Here is a 26879-nt window from a genome sequence, read left to right on the forward strand (position 1 = left end):
AGATTACTCCGCCGCCCCAGGACCGCGAAGTTTGTACCAGTCTATTCCGGACGCACGAAGCTGAGTGCGCTGGTCGTGCAGCCGACAACGCAGGCAGGTGTGCCGCCGGCATCCACCCTGTCCACGCAATAATCACACTTGAGAATCTTGCCCGTGACCTCGTTGAACACCGGAACCTGCCAGGGACATGCCTCGATGCAGGCCTTACAGCCGTCGCACTTGTCCATATGCACCAGCACAAGCCCGTCCTCGCGCTTATACATGGCCCCGGTCGGACATGCGGCAACACATTCTGGCTTCTTGCAATGCATACAGTTCTGGTATTTCAGTTTGGCTGTAGGCTTGCCGTCCTTGCCGGCAATGGGCCCCTCAACCTCCATCCGGTTGAGGGACAACCCCGCAGGAACCTTGTTCTTCACCTTGCAGTGAATCAGGCAGGCGTTGCAGGCAATACAACGTTTCTTGTCAAATTTAATTCTATAACCGGCCATATCCACCTCTCAAGACTTCGTGTTTGGAGCGCAGTTTTAATGATGACTAAGGACTGGAGAAAAACAGGCTCACGGTCAATGAACTCCTGGCTTGTGATACTTTTCTCAATCAAACAGCAATATAACCTGTTTTTCACGTTTAAATAAAGAAAAATAATGTGCACTCTTTCACATGCTGGTAATGTGTTGCAGAGGCTTGTCTGACAAAGATACGGTCCACAGCATATAGAGAACTGTACACATTCATCCCCGTCTGTACTGGAGGAAGCGTATGAATAAGGAATATGTGAAAAGCTTGTGCGGCATGTGCTCGGTGCGCTGCCCCATCGAGGTCGAGGTGGTCGATGGCAAGGCCGAGTATATCCAGGGCAACCCGGATGCTCCCGGCATCATGGGCTCCCTGTGTCCTCGCGGCGCGGCCGGAACGGCCCTGACCTATGATGAAGAACGTCCGCAGTATCCCATGGTCCGCACCGGCAAACGGGGCGAAGGCAAGTGGAAACAGGTTTCCTGGGACGAAGCCCTGGACTACGTGGCCGATGAACTGACCCGTATCCAGGACTCCTACGGCAAGGATTCGGTCCTCTTTTCCGACCGTGGCGGCCCCTTCCGCGACTTCTACCGCGCCTTTCTTCGTGGCATAGGTACGGCCAACTACAACAACCACGACTCGGCCTGCGCCCGCAACGTGCAGAACGCCGCCCTGTCCGTCTTCGGGTTCGGCCGCAAAAGCGTTTCCTATGACCTCAAGAACGCCAAGCACGTCATCCTGCAACAGCGAAACATCATGGAAGCCGTCAACGTGGCCGAGGTCAACAACCTGCTCACCGGCATGGAAAAGGGCTGCAAGCTGACGGTCATCGACATCCGCGCCAATGTCCCGGCCACCAAGGCCGACAATTTCTTCCTCATCCGTCCCGGCACGGACTACGGCTTCAACCTGGCCGTCATCAACGTTCTCATCAATAATGAATTGTACGACAAGAAGTTCGTGGCCGACTGGGTGGAGGATTTCGACAAGCTCAAGGAATTCGTCCAGCCCTATACGCCCGAGTGGGCCGCCCTGGAAACCGGCGTGTCCGCAGAAGCCCTGATCGATTTCTGCCAACAGCTCGCCGAAGGCGCACCCAGCGTCATCTGGCATCCGGGCTGGATGACCGCGCGCTACACCGACTCGTTCAATATGACCCGCATGATCTACATCATCAACGCCCTGCTCGGCGCGGTCGGCGCCAAGGGCGGCCTGCCTTTCATGAACAAGCCCGGCGATGTGGGCCGCAAGGGTCTCAAGAGCTTCATGGAACTCTACCCGAAACCCGAGGGCAAGCGCGCCGACGGCGTGGGCTGGATGCACGGACGCAAGCACTTCGACGCCGGTCCCGGCCTGGTCAACCTGGCATACGAGGCCGCCGAAGACGAAAGCCCGTATCCGATCAAGGCGTACATCGTCCAGCGGCACGATCCGCTCATGGCCTTCCCGGACATGGCCGACGTCAAATCCATGTGGGACAATATCGAACTGCTGGTGGCCGCGACCTTCTCCTGGTCCGACACCGCCTGGTACGCCGATGTGGTCCTGCCGATCTCGCCCTATCTGGAACGGGACGAAATCATCATGACCAAGAACGGTCCCAAGCCGTGCTTCCAGGTGCGCAAACGAGCCATGCAGCCGCTGTATGACACCAAGGCCATCTGGGAAATATACGCTGGGCTGGCAAAACGCATGGGCCTGAAGGAACTCGACTTCGACAATATCGAGGACATCTGGAAATTCCAACTCGAAGGCACCGGCGTGTCCGTGGAAGACTTCGAAAAAACCGGCATCGTTTCCCTGGCCGCCGACCCCCTGTACCAACCGGTCAAGGAAGGGTCCTTCAAGACCCCCTCCGGCAAGGTGCAGATCATCGACGCCAAGCTTGAAGCCGACGGCGAGTCGTCGCTGAAGCCCTACATTTCCCCCGAACAGCCGCCTGCGGACAGATTCCGCATCACCTTCGGCCGCTGCGCCCTGCACACTCAAGGCCATACGGTGAACAACTCCCTGCTCTTCGAGCGCATGCCGGAAAACGTCCTTTGGATCAACACCAAACGCGCCCAAGCGCTCGGCATCAACACCGACGATTACGTCACCGTCAGCAACAACGGGTACAATGCCAAGATCAAGGCGTTCGTCACTGACTTCATCCATCCCGAAGCCGTATTCATGGTCCACGGCTTCGGCCATGACCTGCCGTGCGAATCCCGCGCACGCGGCCGGGGTGCCGCCGACAACCAGTTGATGCCCAAGGGCATCCGAAACTGGGACAAGGGCGGCGGAGCCATCGCCATGCAGGAACACTTCATCGAAGTCAAAAAAGCCTAAACCACTCTCACCCCCGATATGGGAAAGACCGGTATCGCCCCCGATGCCGGTCTTTCCTTTTTTTGGGGCCGGACCCGCTCGTAGTGCGGCTTACGGGAGCAGGCCATCTGCACATTTTTCGGCCTTGCCGAGTCCTCGCCGTCTGGGAATACGGCTGCGGGGCGGCTGCGCCCGAAAAAATGCACATCTGACACACTCCCGGAAGCCTGATCGCGTTATCAGACGACTTCGGAAGAAAAGAGCCGCTGTTCAGGTGCTGGCCACCCGAAATTGCTCCAGTTTGAGAAGAATATATCGGGCTGGTTCGCGGAGCGACCCGAAAAGGTTAGGAAGGGAGAGGGAGTGGGGGGGGCAGGAGGCATAAAAAAGTTGCGCCGTCCGTATGGAAGGCGCAACTGTGTTGATTCGATATGGCGTCTAGCCTTCGGCAATCCAGGTCTTGAGCTTGTCTTCGAACATGGTCCTGATTTCGTCCAGCCGCTCCTGGGTCTCGGCCTCGAAACGCAGAACCAGCACGGGCTGGGTGTTGGAGGCACGGATAAGCCCCCAGCCGTCAGGGAAGATCGCTCGCACGCCGTCGATGTCCACGACATCGAACTTGGAGCTGAAATACTCCACGGCCTTCTGCACCACCCGGGGCTTGAGGGCCTCGGGGCACTCCGCCCGGAGTTCCGGGGTGTAATAGGTCTTGGGCCATGTCTTGAGATGACCGCTCATCGGTTCATCGGACTGGCTCAATATCTCCACGATGCGCAGGGCCGCATACGTGGCGTCGTCAAAGCCGTAGTACCGGTCCGCAAAGAACATGTGCCCGCTCATCTCGCCCGCGAATTTGGCATCGATCTCGCGCATACGGGCCTTGATCAGGGAGTGGCCGGTCTTCCACATGACCGCGTCCCCGCCGTGGGCCTTGATGTCGGCATACATGAGATGGGAGCACTTGACCTCGCCGATGATGGACGCGCCCGGAAACGTCTTGAGGATGTCGCGGGCATAAATGGCCACCAACTGGTCGCCAAAGAGCAGTTCGCCCTTTTCCGTGACCACGCCGATACGGTCGCCGTCACCGTCCAGACCGATGCCTATATCGGCCTTTTCCGCCAGCACGGTTTTTTGCAGGGCCGCCATATTCTTCTCCACCACCGGGTCCGGGTGGTGGTTGGGGAAATCGCCGTCGGGGTCGCAATAGAGACGGATCACTTCAGCACCGGCCCGCTCCAGGGCATCCGCCGTCAGGGTGCCGCCCGTGCCGTTGCCTCCGTCGACGACCACTTTCACAGGCCGCTTGAAGGTGACGTCGGCCGCAAGTTCCTCGACGTACTTGCCAAGGATCTCCTCATGCCGGGCAGAGCCGCTTCCCTTGGGAAAATCGCCCTTCTCCATGATGTCGTAGACCACCTGCACCTCTTCAGAATGGATGGTGCTGACACCCTGCCAGACCTTGAATCCATTGTATTCCGACGGATTGTGACTGGCGGTGATCATGACCCCTGCGGTTTCACCGAACTTGGTGACCGCCCAATAAAAGGCCGGTGAAGAAACCTGGCCGATGGTGATGACGTCAACGCCGGTGGCATTGAGTCCGCGGGTCATGGCCTCGGCATAGGCCGGGGATGAATGGCGGCAGTCGTGGCCGACCACGGCCACCTTGGAACCGTGCTGCAGAAAATACGTTCCGCAAGCCCGGCCCAGGCGTTCCACCCATTCTTCATCGAAATCACTGTCAACTATGCCGCGAATATCATAGGTCCTGAATACTTCCCGTAAAATTGGCTTCATCTGAGTTCCTCCCTGCTCCGGGTACCGAGCAGTTTGTCTGTTTGGTCTGTTCGATCCGGCCAGTAGCACGGGCCGGACTGCAATCAAAGCACGAATTCAACTTTGTTGCCAAGGGATACCTCTGCAGCCTGCAAAATAATAATCCTCCATGCACAGGCCATGAACCGCTCCCTTCCCGACATCGTATACGGAATAATCCCGCAAACCTCCACCGTTCCGATTGACACGAAATTGTCACAACGGACCCATTGACGTATCCGCATAAGCGGATTTATATGTTCCCTCATGGAACACCTTGCGTTGCGCTTCAAGGGATTGAGCGACCCTACACGGCTGAGGATCTTCAGGCTGCTGGCCCATGGCGAGCTTTGCGTATGCGACCTGATGGCCGGGCTGGATCTGCCTCAGTCCACGGTATCACGGCACATGTCCTTCCTGAAAAAAAGCGACTGGGTGTCGAGCCGCCGCAACGGAAAGTGGGTCTACTACACGCTGACCGCCCCGGCCGATGAAATACAGTCCCTGATACTCCAACAGCTCAGGCGGAACCTCCCGGCCATGAAAGAGGCCAGACAGGATTACGGACGGCTCATGAGCCATCTGGACACCAAGAACACGGAAACCTGTACGGACTAACACGACAACAAAGGACAACATGATGGCGGAATCAACGATCAAACGGCTTTCCTTTCTGGACAGGTTCCTGACCCTGTGGATATTCCTGGCCATGTTCATCGGCGTGGGCAGCGGTTATTTCCTGCCGGGCATCAAGGATGTCATCGACTCCTTCCAGGTCGGAACCACCAATATTCCCATCGCCATAGGCCTTATCCTGATGATGTATCCGCCTCTGGCAAAGGTCAAATACGAAGAACTCGGCAAGGTTTTCCGCAACTACAAGGTGCTGGCCCTCTCACTGGTCCAGAACTGGATCATCGGTCCCATCCTCATGTTCGGACTGGCCGTCACCTTCCTGTCCGGCCACCACGATTACATGGTGGGATTGATCCTGATCGGACTGGCCCGTTGCATCGCCATGGTCATCGTCTGGAACGATCTTGCCAAAGGCGATTCCGAATACTGCGCCGGACTGGTGGCCTTCAATTCCATTTTTCAAGTGCTTTTCTTTTCGGTCTACGCCTATATCTTCATCACGATCCTGCCCGGCTGGTTCGGTCTGGAAGGAGTGGTGGTGGACATCTCCATGGGCCAGATAGCCGAAAGCGTGTTCATCTATCTCGGCATCCCGTTCCTGGCAGGCATGGCCTCGCGCTTCATCGGGATCAAACTCAAGGGCAAGGAATGGTACGAGCAGGTGTTCATCCCGAAGATCAGCCCCTTGACCCTCTGCTTCCTGCTCTTCACCATCTTCGTCATGTTCTCGCTCAAGGGAGACAAGGTCGTGGCCCTGCCGTTGGACGTGGTCCGCATCGCCATCCCGCTGACCATCTATTTCCTGATCATGTTCCTGGTCTCATTCTACCTTTCATGGAAGGCCGATGCCACCTATGAACAATCCACCACCCTGAGTTTCACGGCGGCCTCCAACAACTTCGAACTGGCCATTGCCGTGGCCATCGCGGTCTTCGGCATCAACTCGGGCGAAGCCTTTGCCACGGTCATCGGCCCGCTGGTGGAGGTGCCGGTCCTCATCGGCCTGGTCAACGTGGCCATCTATTTCAAACGCAGATATTACCCCTTTGCCAAGGAATCCCTGAACGGCATCTGCCATGTCAGATGTGAAACCTCGGAAGCCCGGTAGGAGCCACGAATGAACATACTTTTCCTGTGCACCGGCAACTCATGCCGCAGCCAAATGGCCGAAGGGTGGGCCGCCCACCTCAAGCCAGATGCCTTCACCGCATACTCCGCAGGCGTTGAGACCCACGGCCTGAACCCCTTTGCGGTCAAGGTCATGGCCGAGGCCGGAGTGGATATCTCCAACAACGCCTCCAAGCTGGTCACCGACCTGCCCGAAGGCGTGGAATTCGAATACGTGGTCACGGTCTGCGGGCACGCCAATGAGAACTGCCCCTATTTCCCAGCCAAGACCAAGGTGGTACACGTCGGGTTTGACGACCCGCCGAGTCTGACCAGAAATCTCTCCGACGAAGAGGAAATCCTGACCGTGTATCGCCGCGTCCGGGATGAAATCAAGGAATTCGTCCAGGGCCTGCCAGATTCGATGCAGGTCGAATAACAAGTCCTCGCATATGGCGATCTGGACAAATGCGGAGATCCGTTCTGGCACGGGTTCTCCGGCGATGTTGGAACGCATCCGGCCACGGCAGAGGCACTCCTTTTCCACTCCCTGAGCAAAGGGATGCCCAATGCCCTGCTTGAAACCATGGCCGCAAGACCACGTTCAATCTGCATGACACGACACACTGATTCGAAAGATGAGTTCGGTCCGACATCCTGACCCGATAAAACTGAAACTGCATGTCCGTGCCATTCCCCATTAACGGACACGTTGATCATGAAATGACACGCGAATTGGCGGAATAACGGCCGGAACAGCCGCCGCTGCACCTTCCAGCCAACCGAACCAAAGGTTAACGGGTCGGGAGTGAAAAGAAAAACGAGCTACCCTTTCCGGGGATGCTTTCCACCCATACCTGACCGTCATGGAGTTCAACGATCTTGCGGCAGATGGAAAGACCGATGCCCAATCCCCTGGGCTTTTCGGTCATCAAATCACCGGCCTGATAAAATTCGTCAAAGACCTTTCGGGCATTCTCGGGACTCAACCCCGGCCCGGTATCCCTCACCTCCACCACGATCTCGCCGTTACCGGCCTCTGCCCTCACCAGGATACCGCCGGCACCGGTGAAAACCATGGCGTTGGAAAGGTAGTGCCGCAACACGAGGGCGATCTGGCTTCTGTCGACAAGGACGATCAGCGGTTCATCAGGGGTCTCGACCCGCAGGGAAAGCCCCTTGCATTCGATTCCCGCTCGCATCTCATCAGCGATCTGGGTGACAACGGAGCCGACATCCAGCGGCTCCCGCTCTCCGGCGGCATCCTTTTGGATCAACGAGATCAAGGTGATGATATTGCCGATCATCCCCTCCATGCACTCGCCCTGAGTCGACACGGTCTCCAACGCAGATTGAACTGCAATCAGAGTTGCCCCGTCCCCATCCGCGGATTCCGAAAGCCCGGATATGGATCCGATTTTTTTCAGGCTGAGCTTTGCAAAACCGATTATGGAGGTCAACGGAGTCCGCAATTCATGGGACAAATTGGCTATGAGCGACGTTTTGATCGCATCCATCGTCCTCAATTCGTCAACCGCCTGCTGCAACTTCTCACGGGACTGCTGGATTCTGTAAGACATGCCCTCGATATCCCGGCTCAAATCGCCGAATTCGTCACCGTCACCCACGGGAATGGAAATTCCCATCTCCCCCATCGCTATCTGCTCGGTGGCATTCTGGAGCAGATTGACCGGCTTCACGATCAGCTTGTGCAACACGAAACCAATAATCAAAACAAGGACCATACAGGTTATCGCCCCGATGATGGCAACGGTCAGCCAGATGTGCCGCACTCTGGCGTGGAGAAAATCGCCTTTGATGAGTATGAAGACGCTCCAATTCCAGGGCTCGAAATAGTGTGCCACGAAGCCCTCGCTGCTCGAGACATGACCGTGAACCGTCTCTGTCGAGTGCTTCATCTTCTCCAGTGTTTCATCCCAGGCTGGAGGCAAACGATCGGGCATCTCTCCAGTCGTGCACAAGATGATGTCCCTGTTCCCATCGATGATAAACAGATGTCCGGGCCAAATGAGATTGAGTTCAGCGGCAGCGGCCAACGCCTCCTGCTGGTAGCCAGCCACAAATGAGGGCACGTTATCCAAATAATTGTCCTTGAGCAGTCGGGCCCTGGCTGCCAGATCCTGAGTCACATAGGCGTCGAGGACACCCTGGCTATAGCGAAAAATTGCTTCATGTGTGGCCTCAGTGGCATAGCTGATCACCATCCATCCGGTGAGAAAAAGCGACAGGACCACTGCAGGAAGCATGGCGCACGTTATTTTTCGCCGCAACCGCATCTTACCGCCACACATGCTCCCCGGCCAGTTCCAGATACTGACTGGGAATGACGATGTTCAATTCGATCGCCGTGGTGAGGTTGATACCCATGTCAAAGCTGTCCGGCGGAACCGGGGGAATATTTCCAGGCGCTGTTCCCGTTAAAATCCTATCCACCATAGACGCCACCTGCCTGCCGCCCTTGCCGTTTTCGGGACCGATGAAAAGAAGCCCTCCGCCCTTGCAGCAGTTCTCAGTGTGGCAGAGCCCCACCGGGACAGTGGTATCCAGCAACAGCCGGGAGAATTCCGCTGTTTCCCCAAGTGGTCCGGGCACGATCCACCAATAATCAACTTCAGAGGAAAGTGCGGCAATGCCCTCACTGGCCTCTGCCAACATGGACTCCAACCCTTCCGGTATGGGACGAAACTTTACCTTGTGGGATTCGAATCGAATCCTGCCGTCCTCGTCGGCAATGGCACTCATTGCATTCACCTCGGCCACAGCGGCCGGATAGTCTGAATGCACGACGCCTACACGCACCGGGCGGCCCGGAAAAGGTTGCGTCAGAAGGCTTTTGGCAAGATCCATCTTGGCACGGTGCATGAGGGAGAAAACGAGCCCCGTCACATTGGTCCCGGTCGGTTTACCCACTTCCTTGATCAACCCTGCCCCCACCGGGTCCGACACCACGCAGAAGACCAACGGAATATCCGTCCCGTCAAGAGCCTCATGGGCGGCCACCGAGGCCAGTGTCGCGAAAGAGACAACGATATCCGGTTTATGACGGGACAAATATTCCGCAAGCCCGGTCTTGATGCGTTCTGAATCTCCCTGGCCCTTGATGGTGTCAATGGCGACATCCTTGCCCACACCGTAGCCGAGGTGCTCAAGACCTTCGACAAAAGCCCTCTCGTGTTCGAGAACCGCCGGAACAGGCATGGTCTCGACCATCAGAATCCGCACCGGTTCGGCAAAGGACAATCCGGCATGAAACAGACATGCCACGGCGAAACAAACAGTTACAATCATCTTGCGACACAACATATGTTCTTTTTCCCTTATTAGTATTTAAATTTAGCACATCACGGCACAAACACACTATTATATAATATGATATTAACGGCCTGTGTCTTTTTTGAAACAGTGTCCAGACGGTATCAAAACACTGTCTTTTGTGATAATGATAACTGCAAACTCGACAAAGGCACAACGACAGACCGAACCGATAACTGGCAACCACACGGAGGCAACACCATGAAAAAAGGGAAAAAGACATTGACCGGAGCTTTTGGCTGCCCGGTCGGGAATGACCTGAATACGACTACCGCCGGTCCCCGTGGCCCGGCCCTGATGCAGGACGTCCACCTCCTCGAAAAACTGGCGCATTTCGACCGCGAGCGCATCCCGGAACGGGTGGTCCATGCCAAGGGTGCAGGCGCATACGGCTATTTCGAAGTCACTGCCGATGTGACGAAATACACCAAGGCCGCGTTTCTCTCCAAGGTGGGGAAAAAGACCGATGTCTTTGCCCGTTTTTCCACTGTGGGCGGAGAAAAGGGCAGTGCCGACGCCGAACGCGACCCGCGCGGGTTTGCCGTCAAGTTCTACACCGAGGAAGGCAACTACGACATGACCGGCAACAACACCCCGGTCTTCTTCATTCGCGACCCGCTCAAGTTCCCGGATTTCATCCACACCCAGAAGCGCGACCCGGCCACCAATCTGAAAAGCCCCACCATGGCCTGGGATTTCTGGTCGCTGACGCCGGAATCCATCCATCAGGTGACCATCCTCTTCTCGGATCGGGGGACTCCCGCGACCTACCGCAACATGAACGGCTATTCCAGCCACACCTACAAATGGTACAACGCCAAGGGCGAGTATTACTGGGTGCAATATCACTTCAAGACCGACCAGGGGATAAAGAACCTGACCGGTCCCGAAGCTGCGGAAATGTGCGGGAAAAATCCTGACCACGCAACAGAAGACCTGTACAAGGCCATAGAGGCCGGGGACTATCCGTCATGGACCCTTGAGATGCAGATTCTCAGCCCGGAACAGGCCAAGGACTTTGGTTGGGACATCTTCGACATCACCAAAGTCTGGCCGCACAAAGAGGTTCCGCCCATCACCGTGGGCAAGCTGGTGCTCAACAGGAATCCTGAAAACTACTTCGCCGAGGTGGAACAGGCGGCGTTCAATCCCAGCAGCCTCGTGCCCGGCATCGGGGTCTCGCCCGACAAGATGCTGCAGGGCCGCCTGTTCTCGTACCACGACACGCACCTGCACCGTCTCGGGCCGAACTACCACCTCATTCCGGTCAACCAGGCCAAACACGCGCGGGAAAACAGTTACCAGCGGGACGCGGCCATGCGCGTGGACGGCAACGGCGGCGGTGGCCCGAACTACTGGCCCAACAGTTTCGACGGCCCTGCGCCCGACAACGTTTCCAACGAGCCGGGCATCCCCCTGGACGGCGAAGGCGACCGTCATGTCTACGGACACAAGAACGACGACTTTGTCCAGCCCGGCAACCTGTACCGCCAAGTCATGACGGAACAGGACCGCGCCAACCTGATCAGCAACATCCTGGGCAGCATGAAGAGTGTGCCTGCACCTATACAACTCAGGCAGTGCGCCATCTTCTACCTGGCAGACAAGGACTACGGCACCAGGGTTGCAAAGGGCCTCGGCCTCAAAATCAAGGAAGTCGAAAAACTGGCAGCCATGACGCAGGATGAGCGGGTGGCCGCAACCCCGATGAAATAACCCCTGCCCAAACAAAACCCGATAGGCCGCTCTCTGGAGCGGCCTTTTTCATTGCCCTTCCAGATCGGTGACGCGAGGAACTTCTTTTCCGCCTTCGGGCAAAAGAACCGGATACACGAACGCATTTCAGACGGCAACAATCCGAATCTCTTACCCCTCTTGACTGATCGAGTGGATTCATCTAAATCCATAAAGTGTTACTATTTGTCTTTTCGTGTCAATTTTAATCAACCTATCTTGTAAACGTATCTTTCAACGGGTGTATAAATGAAAAATATTATCCGATGTTTCCTTTTCATACTGGCCCTTGGAGCCCCTGCCATGGCACAGACCGGCACCAACAGCATTGTTGACGGTTCCGGGCGCACGGTCTCCGTCCCGCAAGAGGTCGAACATGTCATCTGCTCCGGCCCCGGCAGCCTGCGGCTGCTGACCTATCTCCAGGCGCAGTCCATGATCGTGGCCGTAGATGATATCGAGACGCGCAAGATTACCTTTGACGCCCGCCCATACGCCCTGGCCAATCCGCAATTCAAATCCCTGCCTATTTTCGGCGAATTTCGCGGGCACGACAATCCCGAGTTGATCCTGACCCTGGAACCGCAACCCCAGGTAATCCTGAAGACCTACGGCAAAATGGGTTACAACCCCAAAGAGTTGCAGCAAAAAACAGGCATACCCGTGGTGGAGCTCAATTACGGAAACCTCGGCGAACAGCGGCCCCAACTCTATCAGTCCCTGCGCATCATGGGCGCAGTCGTGGGCAAGCAACAACGCGCCGAAGAGGTCATCAGCTTCATAGATGCTCAAATCGCCGACCTCAAGCAACGCACGGCAGACATTCCCGAACAGGAGCGCCCCACCGTGTTCGTAGGCGGCATCGCATCCAAGGGGCCCCACGGCTTTCAGTCAACTGAACCGGCATACCCGCCCTTTACCTTTGTCAACGCCAGGAACGTTGCCTATGACAAGGGGCTTACGGGCAAGGATCTGCAACATTCCGACGTAGCCAAGGAAATGATCGTCAAATGGGATCCCAGCATCCTGTTCCTCGACCTGTCCACCCTGCAAATGGGACAGGAAGCGGGCGGATTGCACGAATTGAAGACAGACCCCGCGTACCGGATCCTGACCGCCGTCACCAAGGGCCAGGTATACGGTCTGTTGCCGTACAACTGGTATAGCCGGAACTACGGCTCCATCCTGGCCAACGCATTCTTCATCGGCAAACAACTGTACCCCGAACGGTTCGAGGACATCGACCCTGCTGTCAAGGCTGACGAGATTTACACCTTCCTCGTGGGCAAACCCGTCTTCAAGGACATGAACCATCTCTTCCAGGATCTGGCCTACAAGCCCGTTCCGGTGAATTGATATGCATTTCCATGATGGAGAAGTCCCGGCCGAATACCGGCGGTATATCGGCTGGAAAGTATCCTTGATCATGGTTTTGGCAGGTCTGCTCGCAGTCACCCTGGTGGTCGCCGTCTCCCTGGGAGCGGCCCGCATTCCGGTAGGCGACGTGGCGGCGAGCCTGTTCGGCGCTGTCGTTTCCAAACGTTCGGACATCATCATCTGGAACATCCGCCTGCCCCAGGCCCTGGCGGCCATCGTGGCCGGGGCAGGACTGGCCGTGGCCGGAACCACCATGCAGTCGATTCTGCGCAACCCGCTGGGATCGCCGTTCACCCTGGGCATCGCGCATGCTGCGGCCTTTGGCGCAGCCTTTTCGGTCATGCTGCTGGGCGGCGGCATCATGACTTCCTCCAATACGGGCGCAGTGAGCATCACCAATCCGTACCTGACCACGGGCGCGGCCTTTGTCGCCAGCTTGGCCGCCGCCGGGGTGATTGTCGCCGTCTCCCGCCTGCGCGGCGCCACGCCGGAGATCATGGTCCTCACAGGCGTGGCCTTGGGTGCCCTGTTCACCGCCGGAACCATGTTCCTCCAATTCTTTGCGGACGACGTCCAATTGGCCGCCATGGTCTTCTGGACCTTCGGGGACACGGCCCGTGCATCCTGGGCGGAACTGGGCGCCATCACCCTGGTCGTGATCCCTTCCTCCCTCTACTTCATGACCAATAGCTGGAACTACAACGCCATAGACGCGGGAGACGAAACGGCAAAGGGCCTGGGGGTACGCGTGGACCGCGTCCGCATGATCGGTATGATGCTGGCCTCACTGGTTACGGCCATGATCATCGCCTTCCTGGGCATCATCGGCTTTGTCGGCCTGGTGGTGCCGCACATGGCCCGACGCATTGTCGGTTCGGATCACCGCTTTCTCCTGCCTGCATCCATCCTGGGCGGCAGCCTGCTCCTGCTCGTGTCCGACACCGTGGCCCGCCTCATTCTCGCCCCCCACATCCTGCCGGTCTCGGTACTCACGGCGTTCATGGGGGCGCCGGTTTTCATCTACCTCATCATACGGGGGCAACGCAGATGATCCTTTCTGTTTCCGAAATCGATTTCACCTACGGCGGCGCCAGCGTACTTGCAGGCGTGGATTTCCAATTGGACGGCGGGGAGCTGCTGGCCATACTCGGCCCCAACGGTGTGGGCAAGACCACCCTGCTCAAATGCATCAATGCCATCCACCGCCCGTCAGCCGGGGCAGTCATGGTCGAAGACCGCAATATCCTGGCCATGCGGCCGGATGAAATCGCCCTGGGCGTCGGCTACGTGGCCCAGCGCAGCGAGACGGCACGCCTGACGGTGTTCGATGCCGTGCTCATGGGGCGCAAGCCGCACATCCGTTGGCGGCCACGTGAACAGGATCTCAAGATCGTGGACGCGGCGATCAAACGGCTCGACCTTGAGCGTTTGTCCCTCCGATACATCGACTGCCTGAGCGGGGGCGAACTGCAAAAGGTGGCCATAGCCCGCGCCATGGTACAGGAGCCCAAGCTGATGCTGCTCGACGAGCCCACCAGTTCCCTGGACCTCAAAAGCCAGGTAGACATTCTGACCATGCTCCGTCGCGTGGTGGATGAACACAAGATCGGCGCGATCATGACCATGCACGATCTGAACACCGCCCTGCGTTACGCCGACAAGGTCCTCTTCCTCAAGGAAGGGCGCATCCATTCCACCGGACCGGCCTGCGAGGTCACTTCCGACACCGTCGAGGAGGTCTACGGTCTGCCGGTTCACATCCACACTGTGCAGGGGCATCCCATGATCGTCCCGGCAGGATAACCAGACACAGGGAGAACATCCATGCCGTGTACTTTTTCCGAAGAAATCATTGAACAGACCATCTCCTTTCACGGCCACAGCTGTCCGGGACTGACCATCGGCATACGTGCGGCCGAGCTGGCCATGCGCGAACTGGGAAACCCGAATGAAATTGAAATGGTGGCGGTTTCCGAAACCGACATGTGCGGGGTGGACGCCATCCAGTTCCTCACCGGATGCACCTACGGAAAGGGCAATTTCCTGCACCGGGATTTCGGAAAGATTGCCTTTTCCTTCTTTGACAGGAAAACGGGCAAGGGTCTGCGCGCCCTGCTGAACCCCGATATCCGGGCAGGAATGGACACGGAACTGGCCGCCCTCATGGCAAAGCAGGACCAAGGCTCCGCCACCCGGGACGAGCTCGATCGCATCGTGGAACTGCGCACCCTGCTCAAGGAGCGTTTCATGGAGTTGGAGTTGGAGGACATGTTCGACGTCACCCAACTCAAGGAAGGGTTGCCGCGTCCCGCCATGATTCTGGCAAGCCTGACCTGCGATTGCTGCGGCGAGACCGTCATGGAGTCACGCACCCGGCGTTTCAGCGGCAAGACCGTCTGCATCCCCTGTTTCACCACCATGGAGCAGAAAATCTGACGGCCCGAGTGGCGAGAACCGAAACACCGCCAACAAAGGCGTGCAGGTAAAACCTTCCAGGCCCTTATTCGTTGCGGCAGGGACAGGCTCTGCCATATGGTCGCATCAACGCTTCAATTTCAGGAAATCGCCGTCCACGATCAACAGCTTCACGCCGGTTTTCGTGACCGACCGATGCGAACTCAGTTCGTCGGAGACAACATAGGACGTGCCTGGGGTCAGGACGGAGTCCGGTCCGTTCTGCTGCTCATTGACGACCTCACCTTCAAGGCAATGGACGATGTGCCCTTTCTCGCACCAATGATCCGCAACATACCCTGCGGAATATTCGACAATCCTGATCCGCAAACCAGGAAGCTGAACGGTCTGCCAATAGGCCACGCCCTGCTCTCCCTGGTGCTCTGTCCTGGGGATTCTCGACCAGTCAATGGTCTGAAACGGAATGTTCGGATCGCTCATGATCGCTCCATGTTCTATGCTGGATGGTTCTTGTCTGCCTTCATGGTACATTTCTCGGTACCAGCCCGGCAATCTCAGGACAAGCCCTGTGGGGCACCAACGAAACGCACGTCCATGCATTCGAGAACAGACACACGGGCCATTGTCGGATAGATGCACTGTCTGCACCTGAAAATGCACGCAGCCACAGGCTGAGTCAAGAACATGAAAACCCGGCCCAACAATTCGAAATCATATGATTACTACCTAAAGCATACTGGTAAACAAAAAAGTGCCTACTTCACTTTTGCACCGTACATGCTAAAATGGGACACCATCCATAAATAATACATACCGAATCAATCAGGAGAACACCCTTATGCTCAATTTTCACGTTGATCATGCGAAATGCACCCAGTGCGGGGAATGCGCCAAGGACTGTATGCCGCAAATAATCGAAATGGCCGATTATCCGTTCATCGCCGAAGACAAGGAATCGCTGTGCATCCAATGCCAGCATTGCCTGGCCATCTGCAAACCGGGGGCCTTGAGCATTCTGGGCAAGGATCCCGAGGATAGTCTGCCGCTCAAGGGGAATCTGCCTGTGCCCGAACAGATGGAAACCCTGCTCATGGGGCGGAGATCCACGCGGAGATACAAGAAGGAAGGCGTGGACCCAAAGCTCATCCATCACCTTCTGGAAGTGGTGTCCCATGCACCCACTGCGGTGAACAACCGATCCACATTGTTGACGGTCATCGACGACCCGGCGGTCATGGATGTCTTCCGGGAGATGACTACCGAGGCTGCGCTCAAAGCGCTCCGTGACGACGCAATCCCCGAAGCTATGGAACGGATAGCAACGTATCTCGAGGGCTGTAAAAACGGTAATGACGTCATCTTCCGCGGGGCACCGCACCTGCTCGTCGCCTCCTGCCCGAAGGATGCTCTCGCCCCTGAACCGGATTGTTTCATCGCCCTGAGCTATTTCGAATTGCTGGCCAACAGTCACGGCCTCGGAACGGTTTGGGACGGCATCGCCAAGGCCGTGCTGACCATGATCGCCCCGGACGTGTGCACGAAGCTGGGCATCCCCGATGACCACAGGATCGTGTACATGATGGCCTTCGGCAAACCCGCATTGAAATACCATCGTACGGTACAGCGGCCCGGCGGCTCCATACGCCGAGTGACCCTGTAATGAAGAAAGGCCCCGGTCATCCGGGGCCTTTTCATCAGGATCAATAAGAGTGCGCCCTCCCCTGTCGCAAGGGGTTGCTGTAACAGGGTCGGGCGCGCCACATGGTTGTGGCTGGTTCGGTTAGAGAAGGTAGTTGACCGCAGCCAGGCCCACCAACGACATGGTGATGGTGTAGGGCAGCGCCAACATGACCATACGGCCGTAGGACAGCCGAATGACCGGCGCAAGGGCCGAGGTCAGCAGGAAGAGGAACGCGGCCTGACCATTGGGAGTGGCGACACTGGGGATGTTGGTACCCGTGTTGATGGCCACGGCCAGCTTGTCCAGGTTCAACATGACTTCCTGAGCCCGGGCCGCAGCGGCCTGGGGCAGGGTGGCCAGGACATCGGCGCGCGCGACATGGGGGTCGGTCAGCTTGTCCATCAGCGCCTGCCCGGTCATGCCGATATCCGGAATGGCGCCCAGGACATTGACGAAATGAAGCTTGGTTTCAGATATGTATACCGTTGCCACGAACACGTTGTCCGAGATGGCGGAAAGCAGGCCGTTGGCGCAGTAGTATGCGACGAGCTGGGATTGGCCCTTGAGGTGAAGCACGTATTCGATGATGGGGTGGAACAGTCCCTGGTCGTGGATGACCGCGACAACGGAAAAGAAGACCACCAGAAGCGCCGTGAACGGCAGGGCTTCTTCAAATGCCTTGCCCAGGCGATGCTCTTCGACGATACCGTTCATGGCTGTCAGCAGAATGATTACGGACAGGCCGATAATACCGACGGCGGCAAGGTGAAAACCGAGGGCCAGGACGAGCCAGATTCCGGTCAGGGCCTGCACGACCAAACGGATTTTTCCGCTCTGTCCCTGCTTCTCTTCCATCTGAATGGCGGTTTCCAACAGGTGAGACCGGATGTTGCCGGGCATCTGCGCGCCATATCCGAACAGATGAAACGCTTCAACGGCAACACAGGTCAGCATACCGGTGAAGAAAACCGGCATGGATACAGGCATGACTTCCAGGAAGAACGGGACGAAATGCCATCCCATCTCGCCGCCTATGAGCAGGTTCTGAGGCTCGCCTACCAGGGTACACACGCCGCCCAGGGCCGTACCCACGGCACCGTGCATCATGAGATTGCGCAGAAACGCGCGGAATTCCCTCAAGTCCTCCCTGCCCTTGTCCTTGACTGGACTGTCGTCGACGAGGTCGTGCGGTCCCTGGAGGGTCTTGCCCGAGGCGAACCGATGATAGACATTATAGAAGCCAAAGGCCACGGCCATGATCACGGCGGTGACGGTAAGGGCATCCAGAAAGGCGGAAAGAAATGCGCCGGCAAAGCAGAAAAGCAGGGAAATGAGCATCTTGGAACGGACCCGAACCAGAATGCGCGTGAAGGTGAACTGGAGGAACTCCTTCATGAAGTAGATGCCCGCAACCATGAAGATCAGCAGCAGAATGACTTCAAAGTTCTTCAGGGCTTCATGATAGACCGTTTCCGGGGAGGTCATCTTCAGGGCGACCGCTTCCAGGGCGAGCAGACCGCCTGCAGGCAGGGGATAACACTTGAGGGCCATGGCCAGAGTGAAGATGAATTCGGCGATAAGCGCCCACCCTGCCACAAAGGGATCCACACCGAACATGAGGAAGGGGTTCAGGATCAGGAAAGAAATGATGGTCAGTTTGTACCAGGTCGGCGCACTGCCGAGAAAATTTTGAAAAAAGGCTTGAAGGGGTGATGGACGCATTACTATCTCCGTGTAAGGTCAACGATATAATTACTTTAATACAACGAATCCAGCCAATTTGAACTGCATTCAAGCGCCACTCAAACCACCCGGAGAGTGACGCATCGAAATCATCAAAGACACTTGCTCGACCAAGTAAATATTCCTCTCCACAGATCTTATCAAGACCCCAAACGCATATTATGCAAATCGATATACGCTTGGATATCCATTCAACCCATCTTGAGAGTCTTTGGTTTGAAACCGGGTTCACAGCATGCCCGTTCGGTTTCATGATCAGCCAAAAGCCCGGAATCGGACATGCAAAAGGCGCTGGAGCAGTGAGCCTGCTCCAGCGCTTCTGCAAACGGTTCTAATAGAAGAGCATCAAGGCTGTTATCATGACCACCATATACAGGACGGTCATGCCTGCACCGGCCCTGACGTAGTCGATGGTCTTGTATCCGCCGGGACGCATTATCAATGCATTGACCTGATGGGTCGGCAACACGAAGGTATTCGAAGCCGCCAGGGCAACCGTCAGGGCGGCAATACGCGGATCGACCCCCGCATTGATGGCCATGTTCATGGACAGCGGCACCAACAGCACCGTTGCGCCGACATTGGATGCGACCAGGGTGAAGAACGAGGTCAGGATACCGATGACGGTCAACAGGATCACGGGCGTGGGAGCCCCGAGCGCGGCCATGATGGTGTCGGCGATATACTTGGCTGCACCTGTGTTTTCAAAGGCCATGCCCAACGGGATAAGGCCGCCAAGGAGGAAGACTGTCATCCAGTCCACCGACTGGTACGCCTCGTCGATGGTCAGGACCTTCGTCAGGATCATGCCCAAGGCGCCTGCCAGCAGGGCAATGGAGAGCTGGACATGGAAACCGAGGATCATGACCAGGGAAACCGCCAGCCACATCAGGGCGATCTTGGCCTTCTCCGTACGGAGGATCTCGCCCTTCACATCCTCGGTGAAGACCAGCTCGTGGCCCTCCTTCAGCATGTGGAACATTTCCCAGCGGCCATGCAGCAGAATGGCGTCACCGGACTCGATCTTGAAACTGTACAGGCCGCTGACGAACAGCTTGTCGCCGCGGAAGATGGCAAGGGGGGAAACCTTGAACCTCTCGCGCAAACGGATGTCCGCCAGGGTTTCGCCCACCAACTCGGAACGGGGCGTCACCAATCCTTCCATGACTCCCGCATTGTTGGGTGAAAGCTCTTCGGCGAAAGAGGCCAGCTCGGGTTGCAGTTCCCAGCCCAGGTTCTCTGCCATGTGCTCAACCATTTCCCGGGGACCGAACAAGACCAGATGATCTCCCGCCTGGATATTCTCCGTGGCGTCAGGGGCAAACACCTGTGTTCCATCCTCGCGGGCTATGGCAACGATTGTCGAGAAGTACAGGGGGCGCAATTCAAGGGCCATGATCTCCGTGTCGTTGCTCCAGCTCTGCGGCACATGCAGCTCATGCAGCGAACCGATGCCCTGATAGGTTCCGGCAAGGGCGGAAGACATGGGACCGGCGATTTCATCCACGCCCTTGGAGGGCAGGATGAAGCGACCGAAAAAGATGAAATATCCAAGAGCCGCCGCGATCAGCAGCAGGCCTACAGGCGTCACGCTGAACAACCCGAAGGTGTCATAGTGCTTGCCGCCGACGACCATCAGGTCGTTGAGAAGAATCAGCGGACTGGAACCGACAAGGGTAAGGCAACCGCCGATGATTGCGCAAAAGCCCATGGGCATGAGCAGACGCCCGATGGGCACCCCTGTCTGGTTGCCGATACGTTTGGCTGCAGGAAGAAACAGTGCAGCTGCGCCGATGTTCTGCATGAACCCGGAGATGACCGCCACGGTACCCGCGATCAAGGTCATGATGCGCGTTTCGCTTTTTCCTGCAAACCGCAGAATAACCCTGGCCATCGAATTCATGACGCCGGTCTTGTCCAGGCCGGCGCCGATGATGATGACTGCTATGATGGAAACGACCGCGTTGCTGCTCAAACCGCTGATGGCCTGTTTTGGTGTTACCAGCCCGAGCAGGGGCAGCAACACCATCATTATGATGCCGACGACATCCACCCGAACCCATTCGAATATAAAAAGCAGCACGGCAAAGCCGAGTACTGCCATGACCATAATAATCTCTGGAGTCATGAGTCTACCTTGTCTGAGTAAAATCTAACTGTGAATATGAGAGCGAATACTATTATTTCACTCGCAACATGGCCCGTGTGTACACAGGAATGATCTGCTTGCGTGAGGTCTGACTGACCACGTCATCCATGACGTATCGGAAAGCCTCGTCCTCGCTGTACAAACGCGCAACGACGGAAACTTCCGCACCCTGTTCGACGACATGGGCAAATTGCAATCCCGCGTCTGCCGCCTTGCAGGCGAAGGTGGCAACATTCTTTTCAGACTCCATGCGGAAGCTGCTGAAATTGTCGCCCTGTTCATCCAGGTTGAGTGCCACGATGCCACTCTTGGTCTTGGAAGCCATATCAACAGCATATTCCATGACATCTTCGGAAAAAGTGCACCCTTTGCAAAGAATGAGTATCTTGCATTCACTACGAGTACATGCTGTGGTTGCCATGGCTGTTTTTACGGATTCGGGACGAACGTTCTCTTTCAATTCCGTCGCCCAGATTCTTTTGATTAACTTCTTCAAGAAGAGCCCCCTTTCATTTCTCGTCGCATATAGATGTTGTTCGCGGTTGATAGCCCAGGTGCCGACACTGCACGTGTTGCACTGAGCCTTTGCCGTTGCCGCATAATGCCTGCCGAAAAACCCCTTAACAGTCTGCGTCGCTGTCATGCCTGACTCCTGTTTCTTCTTTCTGTGTTTGCTTCTTCACTGTTCAGCTATCAAGAACCACGCCAGTCTTTTTTTGAAAGATAACATGTTTATATTATTATATTTTTAAGATAGCCACTGTTGCCAAACCCGACAAACCGTTGCCGATAGCAACACCGTGGAGACAGGCAAACAGCAACACCCCCTGGAAATGCCGGTTGCCAGCGCATACGAAACTGTTGCGATTTGCAGCACAAGAACGCAGGCCGCCAATTTGGATGAGGAGCAAATGCCCTATTTTCGGACAAGAATGCCCGAACAGGAAAAATCTTACATTTACTTTTTCAATAAAACTCTGTGAATACAGACCATTACAGAATCACTTGTGTGATTTATCACAAAATCAGCCGAATCCACCTCCGCTGCACTGCAGACAAACCGGGTGTGTTACACATTGCAATGTTAACAGCCTATTTGAATCATGGTATTTGGTAACAGCGCCTTGAGCATGGGGTTCAGCCGGTACCGGCTTGTCCGGTGCGACATTGATGTAGCTCTTGCCGCGAGTCCTCGCACACAACGCCTTCCTCAAATTTGCCGGAGATTGCAGCGATGAAGTGGTTTCAACGGAAGAGTGGTGATGGAACGCCTGGAGATGTCCAACCTCCCGTCGAACCTGAAAAAAAGATGGAACAGGTTGACTCCGTAGTGGATTCGTTCCGTAAACGCGTGGAGTCTGCCGGGCTGCCCGGACCGATTCTCGTTGCAGCCCGTGATGAATACGAACGGCTCGCCAAGGTAGACAAGTCTTCCCCGGAATATGCCATAGGGTACAACTATCTCGAATTCATCCTGTCCTTGCCCTGGAACGTCACCACAAAGGACGATCTTGATCTCGATCGGGCCGAGACGATTCTCGACGCCCGACACCATGGCCTGGGCCAGGTCAAGGAACGCATCCTGGAATTCCTGGCGGTGAAGAACCTGCACGGCCGCCATGAGACTAAAATACTGCTGGCCGACGACGAGCTCATTGCCAGGGAAAACCTTTCATTGGTCTTCGAACGTGAGGGCTTCACCGTGACCGCCGTGGCCAACGGCCTGGAGGCCGTGGCCGCCATGGAACGCGACCCTGCGGACGTCGTGGTGACGGACCTGAAGATGGAGTGCATGGACGGCCTGGAACTCCTGGAAGCGCTCCGCCGCCGCTGGCCCGACACCGGCGTCATCATGCTCACGGGCTATGCCACCGTGAAGACGGCCGTCACCGCCATGCGCAAGGGCGCGGACCAATACCTGAGCAAGCCGGTCAACCTGACCAAGCTTCGCGATTACGTCTATGACCTGTTGCAGAAGAACCACCGGGCCCAGCACCTGCGCGGTCCCGTCCTGTGCTTCACCGGGCCTCCCGGCACGGGCAAGACGTCCATAGGCCAGGCCATTGCCGAGGCCATGGGCCGCAAGTTCTTCCGCCTTTCCCTGGCGGGCTTGCGCGACGAGGCAGAGCTTCGCGGCCACCGGCGCACGTATGTCGGGGCCATGGCCGGCAGGATTCTGCAGGGAATCCAGAAGGTCGGGGTACGAAATCCCGTGATCATGCTCGATGAGATGGACAAGATCATTCAGGATTTTCAGGGCGACGCCACATCGGTGCTCCTCGAACTTCTCGACCCGGAGCAGAACACCGCTTTCGCCGACCATTATCTCGGGCTTCCCTTCGACCTTTCCGGCGTCATGTTCATCGCCACGGCCAACGTCGTTGAGCGGTTGCCCGCCCCCCTTCGGGATCGCATGGAAGAAATCGAATTCTCAAGCTACACGATCAAGGAAAAACAGGAAATCGCCACCCGCTTCCTGATTCCGAAGCAGCTCTACCAGCATGGATTGAAGGAAAACTCGATCCGCGTTCTCCCGGACGCGGTCAGGCGCCTGATCCTGGATTATACGCGCGAATCCGGCCTGCGGGGGCTGGAAAAGCAGATCGCCTCCCTATGCCGCAAACTGGCGCGGCAGACCCTGGCCCACGGCGAGACCTCCGATATCCGTGAAGTGAACGGCGACGACATCCCGGAGATCATGGGGGCGACACCCCACTTCACGACCGTGGCCCGGTCCACGGCCAAGGTCGGATTGGCAACGGGACTGGTCTGGACAGAGGTCGGGGGAGACATCATCTTTGTCGAGACGGCCCGGATGCGCGGCAACAAACAGCTCATCCTTACCGGCTCCCTGGGCGAAGTCCTGCGGGAGTCGGCGCAAACAGCCCTGAGCTACATCCGCAGCCACGCCGAACAATTCGGCATTTCACCGGACTTCTTCGAATCCTCGGACATCCATGTCCACATCCCTGCAGGTGCCGTGACCAAGGAAGGCCCCTCGGCCGGACTGACCATAGCCATAGCCCTCCTGTCACTGCTGACGGAGCGCCCCGTGCGCCAGGACATGGCCTTCACAGGAGAACTCTCCCTTCTGGGCGAGGTGCTGCCCGTGGGAGGCATACGGGAAAAGATCATGGCGGCGGCCCGGGCGGGCATTCGGACGGTCGTGCTGCCGGAAAAATGCGAACGGGCCGTGCATTCCCTTGAGGAGGACGTGCTTGAAGGCCTGGATATCCGTCTGGTCCACGGACTGGACGACGCGGTGGATCTGGCGCTGTTGTAGCCGTTCCTATTCCATGCTGTGGCGCTTGAGCTTGCGCCAGAGCGAAACCCTGTCGATCCCGAGGATGATGGCGGCCTGCGTCTTGTTGCCGCCGGTAGCCCGCAATACTTTTTCAATATGACGCCGCTCCACCTCTTCCAGGGTTTGCAACGGCTTTTCCCGGGGGGCCATCCGAACCTCGTCGGGCAGCAGATCCGGGGTGAAGACACTCCCCCTGGCCAGGGCCAATGCGCGTTGAACGATGTTCTCCAACTCGCGGACATTGCCTGGGAAATAGTAATTCATGAGGATGTCCAGCGCTTCCTGAGAGATCGACGCCAGCGCATGATCCGAAGTCCGGTGCTTTTCCAGAAAGTGACCGACAAGGACCGGAATGTCTTCCCGGTGCTCGCGCAGCGGCGGGGCCGACAGGGTGACGACATTGAGCCGATAGAACAGGTCCTGCCGGAATGTCCCGTTTGCCACGTTCTGTCTCAGGTCGCAGTTGGCAGCGGCGATGACCCGTATGTCCACGGGGATTTCCTGTGTCCCGCCGACCCGCAAAAAGGTCCTTTCCTGCAACACGCGGAGCAGCTTGACCTGCATGTTCAACGGCAGTTCGCTGATTTCATCAAAGAAGACGGTCCCGCCGTCAGCGACCTCCAGGATTCCCTTCTGCCCGCGTTGCGCCCCGGTGAATGCTTCGCGCTCATGGCCGAACAGTTCCTTGTCCATGAGTTCCGCCGTGAACGTGCCGCAGTTGATCGCCATGAAGCGCTCTTCGGACCGGGAACTGAGCACGTGCACGCCCTGGGCGATCAGCTCCTTTCCGGTGCCCGTCTCACCCTGAATGAGCACGTTGCAGCTCATGCCGGCGAGCTGCCTGACGGTTTTCTTGAGCCCCACAAGGGCGTCGCTCTGCCCGACCAGGGGAAAATCCTGCTTGCCCTTGGCGAGAACCTGCCTGAGGCGGAGCACTTCGACGGACAGGGCACGCTGCTCCAGGGCCTTGCGGACCTGCATCCTGAGCTCATCGAGATTGAAAGGCTTGGCAACGTAGGAGTGCGCCCCCTTCTGCATGGCCTGGACCGCTGTCTGCACCGAAGCGTACCCCGTGATGACGATGACCTGGACCGGCGGCCGCATCTCCTTGGCTCTTTCCAGAACCTGGAGGCCGTCGATACCCGGCATCATCAGGTCGGTCAGGATGAGGTCATAATCCTGCTTCTCGAGCTCCTGCAAGGCCTTGTCGCCCGAGCTCACGGCCGTGACCGCATACCCTTCCTTGGACAGGATGTGGATGAGGTTGTCACGAGCGATGGCCTCGTCGTCGACCACCAGTATTTTGGCCTGGGTCAGCATGTGGCGGCATCCTTTGCAAGGGGCAGGCGGATGAAAAACGTTGTCCCCTTGCCCGGGGAGCTTTCGACGCGGATGCTCCCCTGATGCTTTTCTATGATGCCGTAGACGATGTAGAGACCGAGTCCGGTCCCCTGCCCCACTTCCTTTGTCGAGAAAAACGGATCGAACACGCGATCAAGGATATCCTTGCTGATGCCGGTTCCCGTATCCATGACTGTGATCAGGGCGTGATCGCCTTCCCTGGCTGCGCCGATTGAAATGGCTCCTTCCTTCTGCTCCATGGCCTGGACGGCATTGATGATGAGATTGATGAAGGCCTCCTGCATCCGCTGATGGTCGACCTGGAGCTGAATGTCGCCGGGGATATCCGTGGTCACGGAAATGCCCGAAGGGACATGACTCGAGACGAGGCGCACGGCGGACTGCACGATGTGATCAAGCGGAAACGGCGCAGGGGAATATTCCCGTTCCCTGGAAAATTCCAGAAGCCCCTTGACGATGTCCCTGGCTCTCAGGGTTTCCTGCTTGATATTCTGCATCATCCTGTTCGCCAGTTCGTCCCTTGGCGCATCGTCCTCCATGAGGATTTGGCAGGAGGTGGAAATATTATTCAGGGGGTTGTTCAACTGGTGGGCGATGCCTGAGGCGAGCGTGCCTATGGAGGAAAGCTTCTGGGCCTGGACAAGCTGCTTCTGACGCTTGGCCAACTGCTCGACCATGGAATTCAGGGCAACAAAGACCTGCTGCACCTCGTCGTGCGCATTCTTGACGGGCAACGGCACAAAGGTACCGAGGGTGATGCGTTTGGTGGCGGCCTGCACCCGCCGCAGGGGATGGAGGATGCTTGACGAGACAAAGATCACCAGCATGAATATGACAGCGGCGATGGTGATCATGGACAGGACCAGCGTTGTTCGAAGCTTGTGGTTGATGGACAGGATGCTTGCCCTTTCAAACCGGGCAATGGCCCGCGAGTTTTCGACAAGCCGCTGCCCGGCCTCGCGAAGCGCACCCACCACCGCTTCCTGTTCGCTGCCGCCGACACCTGCCTTCTCGTTCCGAAGGATCGTCTCAAGCAACAAGCGATACTGTTTCAAATCCCCTTCGAGCGCTATCCCGCGCTGCTTGACCACGTCCTGTCGGAACTCGGAACTGAGTGAATACAAGAGGGCATCGGCATCATCGATATTCTTCATACCCTTGCTGAAGATCGTCTTGTCGCCGTAGAGAAAGAAGTTCTTTTCGCTCCGCCGGGTTTCAAGGATGAGATTGCTGAGATCGTCAGCACGTTCGACGACGAGAACATCCCGCTCCAGTTGTACGGTATTCGAGTAGGAAAGCAGGGCGATACAGCCGAAGCAGAGGGTGAAGATGGCGATGCCGAAGACGATTTTCTGCCTGATATTGAATTTGAGCATAGGTGGTGTCCA

The 26879-nt window shown here is 57.1% G+C and carries 21 protein-coding genes; 11 read left to right on the forward strand and 10 right to left on the reverse strand.

All coding sequences use genetic code 11. From position 1 onward, the window contains the following. Positions 1–41: 41 nt before the first annotated feature. Positions 42–491, reverse strand: a complete 450-nt coding sequence (locus tag DWB63_RS02905) for a 4Fe-4S dicluster domain-containing protein (RefSeq protein ID WP_128327310.1) — start codon at positions 489–491, stop codon at positions 42–44. A 271-nt stretch (positions 492–762) separates the two neighbouring features. Here DWB63_RS02905 and DWB63_RS02910 point away from each other — a divergent pair, with 271 nt between their 5' ends. Further along, positions 763–2853, forward strand: coding sequence for a molybdopterin-dependent oxidoreductase (locus DWB63_RS02910; RefSeq protein WP_128327311.1), 2091 nt, complete (start codon positions 763–765; stop codon positions 2851–2853). A 417-nt stretch (positions 2854–3270) separates the two neighbouring features. On the opposite strand, the gene DWB63_RS02915 is transcribed toward DWB63_RS02910, so the two are convergent. After that, positions 3271–4632 (reverse strand): phosphomannomutase/phosphoglucomutase, encoded by a 1362-nt coding sequence (locus DWB63_RS02915; RefSeq protein ID WP_128327312.1) that lies wholly within the window; start codon positions 4630–4632, stop codon positions 3271–3273. Between the two features lie 285 nt (positions 4633–4917). On the opposite strand from DWB63_RS02915, the gene DWB63_RS02920 reads away from it, so the two are divergent. From DWB63_RS02920 to DWB63_RS02930, 3 genes are read left to right on the forward strand one after another with little or no spacing between them, the layout of a single operon-like run. Next, the gene (locus tag DWB63_RS02920) at positions 4918–5268 is read left to right on the forward strand and encodes a metalloregulator ArsR/SmtB family transcription factor (protein WP_128327313.1); all 351 of its coding nucleotides are present in this window, start codon (positions 4918–4920) and stop codon (positions 5266–5268) included. Between the two features lie 22 nt (positions 5269–5290). Continuing rightward, positions 5291–6394, forward strand: a complete 1104-nt coding sequence (arsB, locus tag DWB63_RS02925; RefSeq protein WP_128327314.1) for an ACR3 family arsenite efflux transporter — start codon at positions 5291–5293, stop codon at positions 6392–6394. A gap of 9 nt (positions 6395–6403) precedes the next feature. After that, positions 6404–6832: an arsenate reductase ArsC gene (locus DWB63_RS02930; protein WP_128327315.1), complete on the forward strand. Its 429-nt coding sequence runs from the start codon at positions 6404–6406 to the stop codon at positions 6830–6832. A gap of 355 nt (positions 6833–7187) precedes the next feature. Here DWB63_RS02930 and DWB63_RS02935 read toward each other — a convergent pair whose 3' ends face one another. Beyond that, the gene (locus DWB63_RS02935; RefSeq protein WP_206613120.1) at positions 7188–8660 is read right to left on the reverse strand and encodes a HAMP domain-containing sensor histidine kinase; all 1473 of its coding nucleotides are present in this window, start codon (positions 8658–8660) and stop codon (positions 7188–7190) included. A gap of 31 nt (positions 8661–8691) precedes the next feature. Then, the gene (locus DWB63_RS02940; protein ID WP_164879768.1) at positions 8692–9678 is read right to left on the reverse strand and encodes an ABC transporter substrate-binding protein; all 987 of its coding nucleotides are present in this window, start codon (positions 9676–9678) and stop codon (positions 8692–8694) included. Positions 9679–9927: 249 nt separating this feature from the next. Here DWB63_RS02940 and DWB63_RS02945 point away from each other — a divergent pair, with 249 nt between their 5' ends. The 5 genes from DWB63_RS02945 to DWB63_RS02965 all read left to right on the forward strand — a co-directional run bounded on the left by DWB63_RS02945 (position 9928) and on the right by DWB63_RS02965 (position 15273). Continuing rightward, entirely contained in the window at positions 9928–11442 is a 1515-nt protein-coding gene (locus tag DWB63_RS02945) for a catalase (protein WP_128327318.1), read from the forward strand. 321 nt (positions 11443–11763) lie between these two features. Then, positions 11764–12816 carry an iron ABC transporter substrate-binding protein gene (locus DWB63_RS02950; protein ID WP_241648577.1) on the forward strand — a complete coding sequence of 351 codons (1053 nt, stop codon included), beginning with the start codon at positions 11764–11766 and terminating at the stop codon, positions 12814–12816. A gap of 1 nt (position 12817) precedes the next feature. After that, positions 12818–13888 (forward strand): iron ABC transporter permease, encoded by a 1071-nt coding sequence (locus DWB63_RS02955; RefSeq protein WP_128327320.1) that lies wholly within the window; start codon positions 12818–12820, stop codon positions 13886–13888. Further along, positions 13885–14640 (forward strand): ABC transporter ATP-binding protein, encoded by a 756-nt coding sequence (locus DWB63_RS02960; protein WP_128327321.1) that lies wholly within the window; start codon positions 13885–13887, stop codon positions 14638–14640. The genes DWB63_RS02955 and DWB63_RS02960 overlap by 4 nt, the downstream gene beginning before the upstream one ends. A gap of 21 nt (positions 14641–14661) precedes the next feature. Then, positions 14662–15273, forward strand: coding sequence for an FmdE family protein (locus DWB63_RS02965; RefSeq protein WP_128327322.1), 612 nt, complete (start codon positions 14662–14664; stop codon positions 15271–15273). Positions 15274–15378: 105 nt separating this feature from the next. Here DWB63_RS02965 and DWB63_RS02970 read toward each other — a convergent pair whose 3' ends face one another. Continuing rightward, positions 15379–15732, reverse strand: a complete 354-nt coding sequence (locus DWB63_RS02970; RefSeq protein ID WP_128327323.1) for a DHCW motif cupin fold protein — start codon at positions 15730–15732, stop codon at positions 15379–15381. Positions 15733–16090: 358 nt separating this feature from the next. On the opposite strand from DWB63_RS02970, the gene DWB63_RS02975 reads away from it, so the two are divergent. Beyond that, the gene (locus tag DWB63_RS02975) at positions 16091–16912 is read left to right on the forward strand and encodes a nitroreductase family protein (RefSeq protein ID WP_128327324.1); all 822 of its coding nucleotides are present in this window, start codon (positions 16091–16093) and stop codon (positions 16910–16912) included. Between the two features lie 120 nt (positions 16913–17032). On the opposite strand, the gene nhaB is transcribed toward DWB63_RS02975, so the two are convergent. The 3 genes from nhaB to DWB63_RS02990 form a co-directional block, all read right to left on the reverse strand. Continuing rightward, a complete protein-coding gene (gene nhaB / locus DWB63_RS02980) occupies positions 17033–18655 on the reverse strand; it encodes a sodium/proton antiporter NhaB (protein ID WP_128327325.1) in 1623 nt (540 codons plus the stop codon). Positions 18656–19007: 352 nt separating this feature from the next. Continuing rightward, on the reverse strand, positions 19008–20804 hold the full coding sequence (locus DWB63_RS02985) for an SLC13 family permease (protein WP_128327326.1): 1797 nt from the start codon (positions 20802–20804) through the stop codon (positions 19008–19010). Between the two features lie 52 nt (positions 20805–20856). Beyond that, the gene (locus DWB63_RS02990) at positions 20857–21321 is read right to left on the reverse strand and encodes a universal stress protein (RefSeq protein WP_241648578.1); all 465 of its coding nucleotides are present in this window, start codon (positions 21319–21321) and stop codon (positions 20857–20859) included. 813 nt (positions 21322–22134) lie between these two features. Between DWB63_RS02990 and DWB63_RS02995 the strand changes: the two genes are divergently transcribed. Next, positions 22135–24108, forward strand: coding sequence for a S16 family serine protease (locus tag DWB63_RS02995; RefSeq protein WP_241648582.1), 1974 nt, complete (start codon positions 22135–22137; stop codon positions 24106–24108). A gap of 6 nt (positions 24109–24114) precedes the next feature. Here DWB63_RS02995 and DWB63_RS03000 read toward each other — a convergent pair whose 3' ends face one another. After that, entirely contained in the window at positions 24115–25449 is a 1335-nt protein-coding gene (locus DWB63_RS03000; RefSeq protein ID WP_128327329.1) for a sigma-54 dependent transcriptional regulator, read from the reverse strand. Further along, positions 25443–26867 (reverse strand): HAMP domain-containing sensor histidine kinase, encoded by a 1425-nt coding sequence (locus DWB63_RS03005; protein WP_128327330.1) that lies wholly within the window; start codon positions 26865–26867, stop codon positions 25443–25445. The genes DWB63_RS03000 and DWB63_RS03005 overlap by 7 nt, the downstream gene beginning before the upstream one ends. Between the last annotated feature and the right edge of the window lie 12 nt (positions 26868–26879).

Source organism: Pseudodesulfovibrio sp. S3 (genome assembly GCF_004025585.1).
GTDB lineage: Bacteria > Desulfobacterota > Desulfovibrionia > Desulfovibrionales > Desulfovibrionaceae > Pseudodesulfovibrio.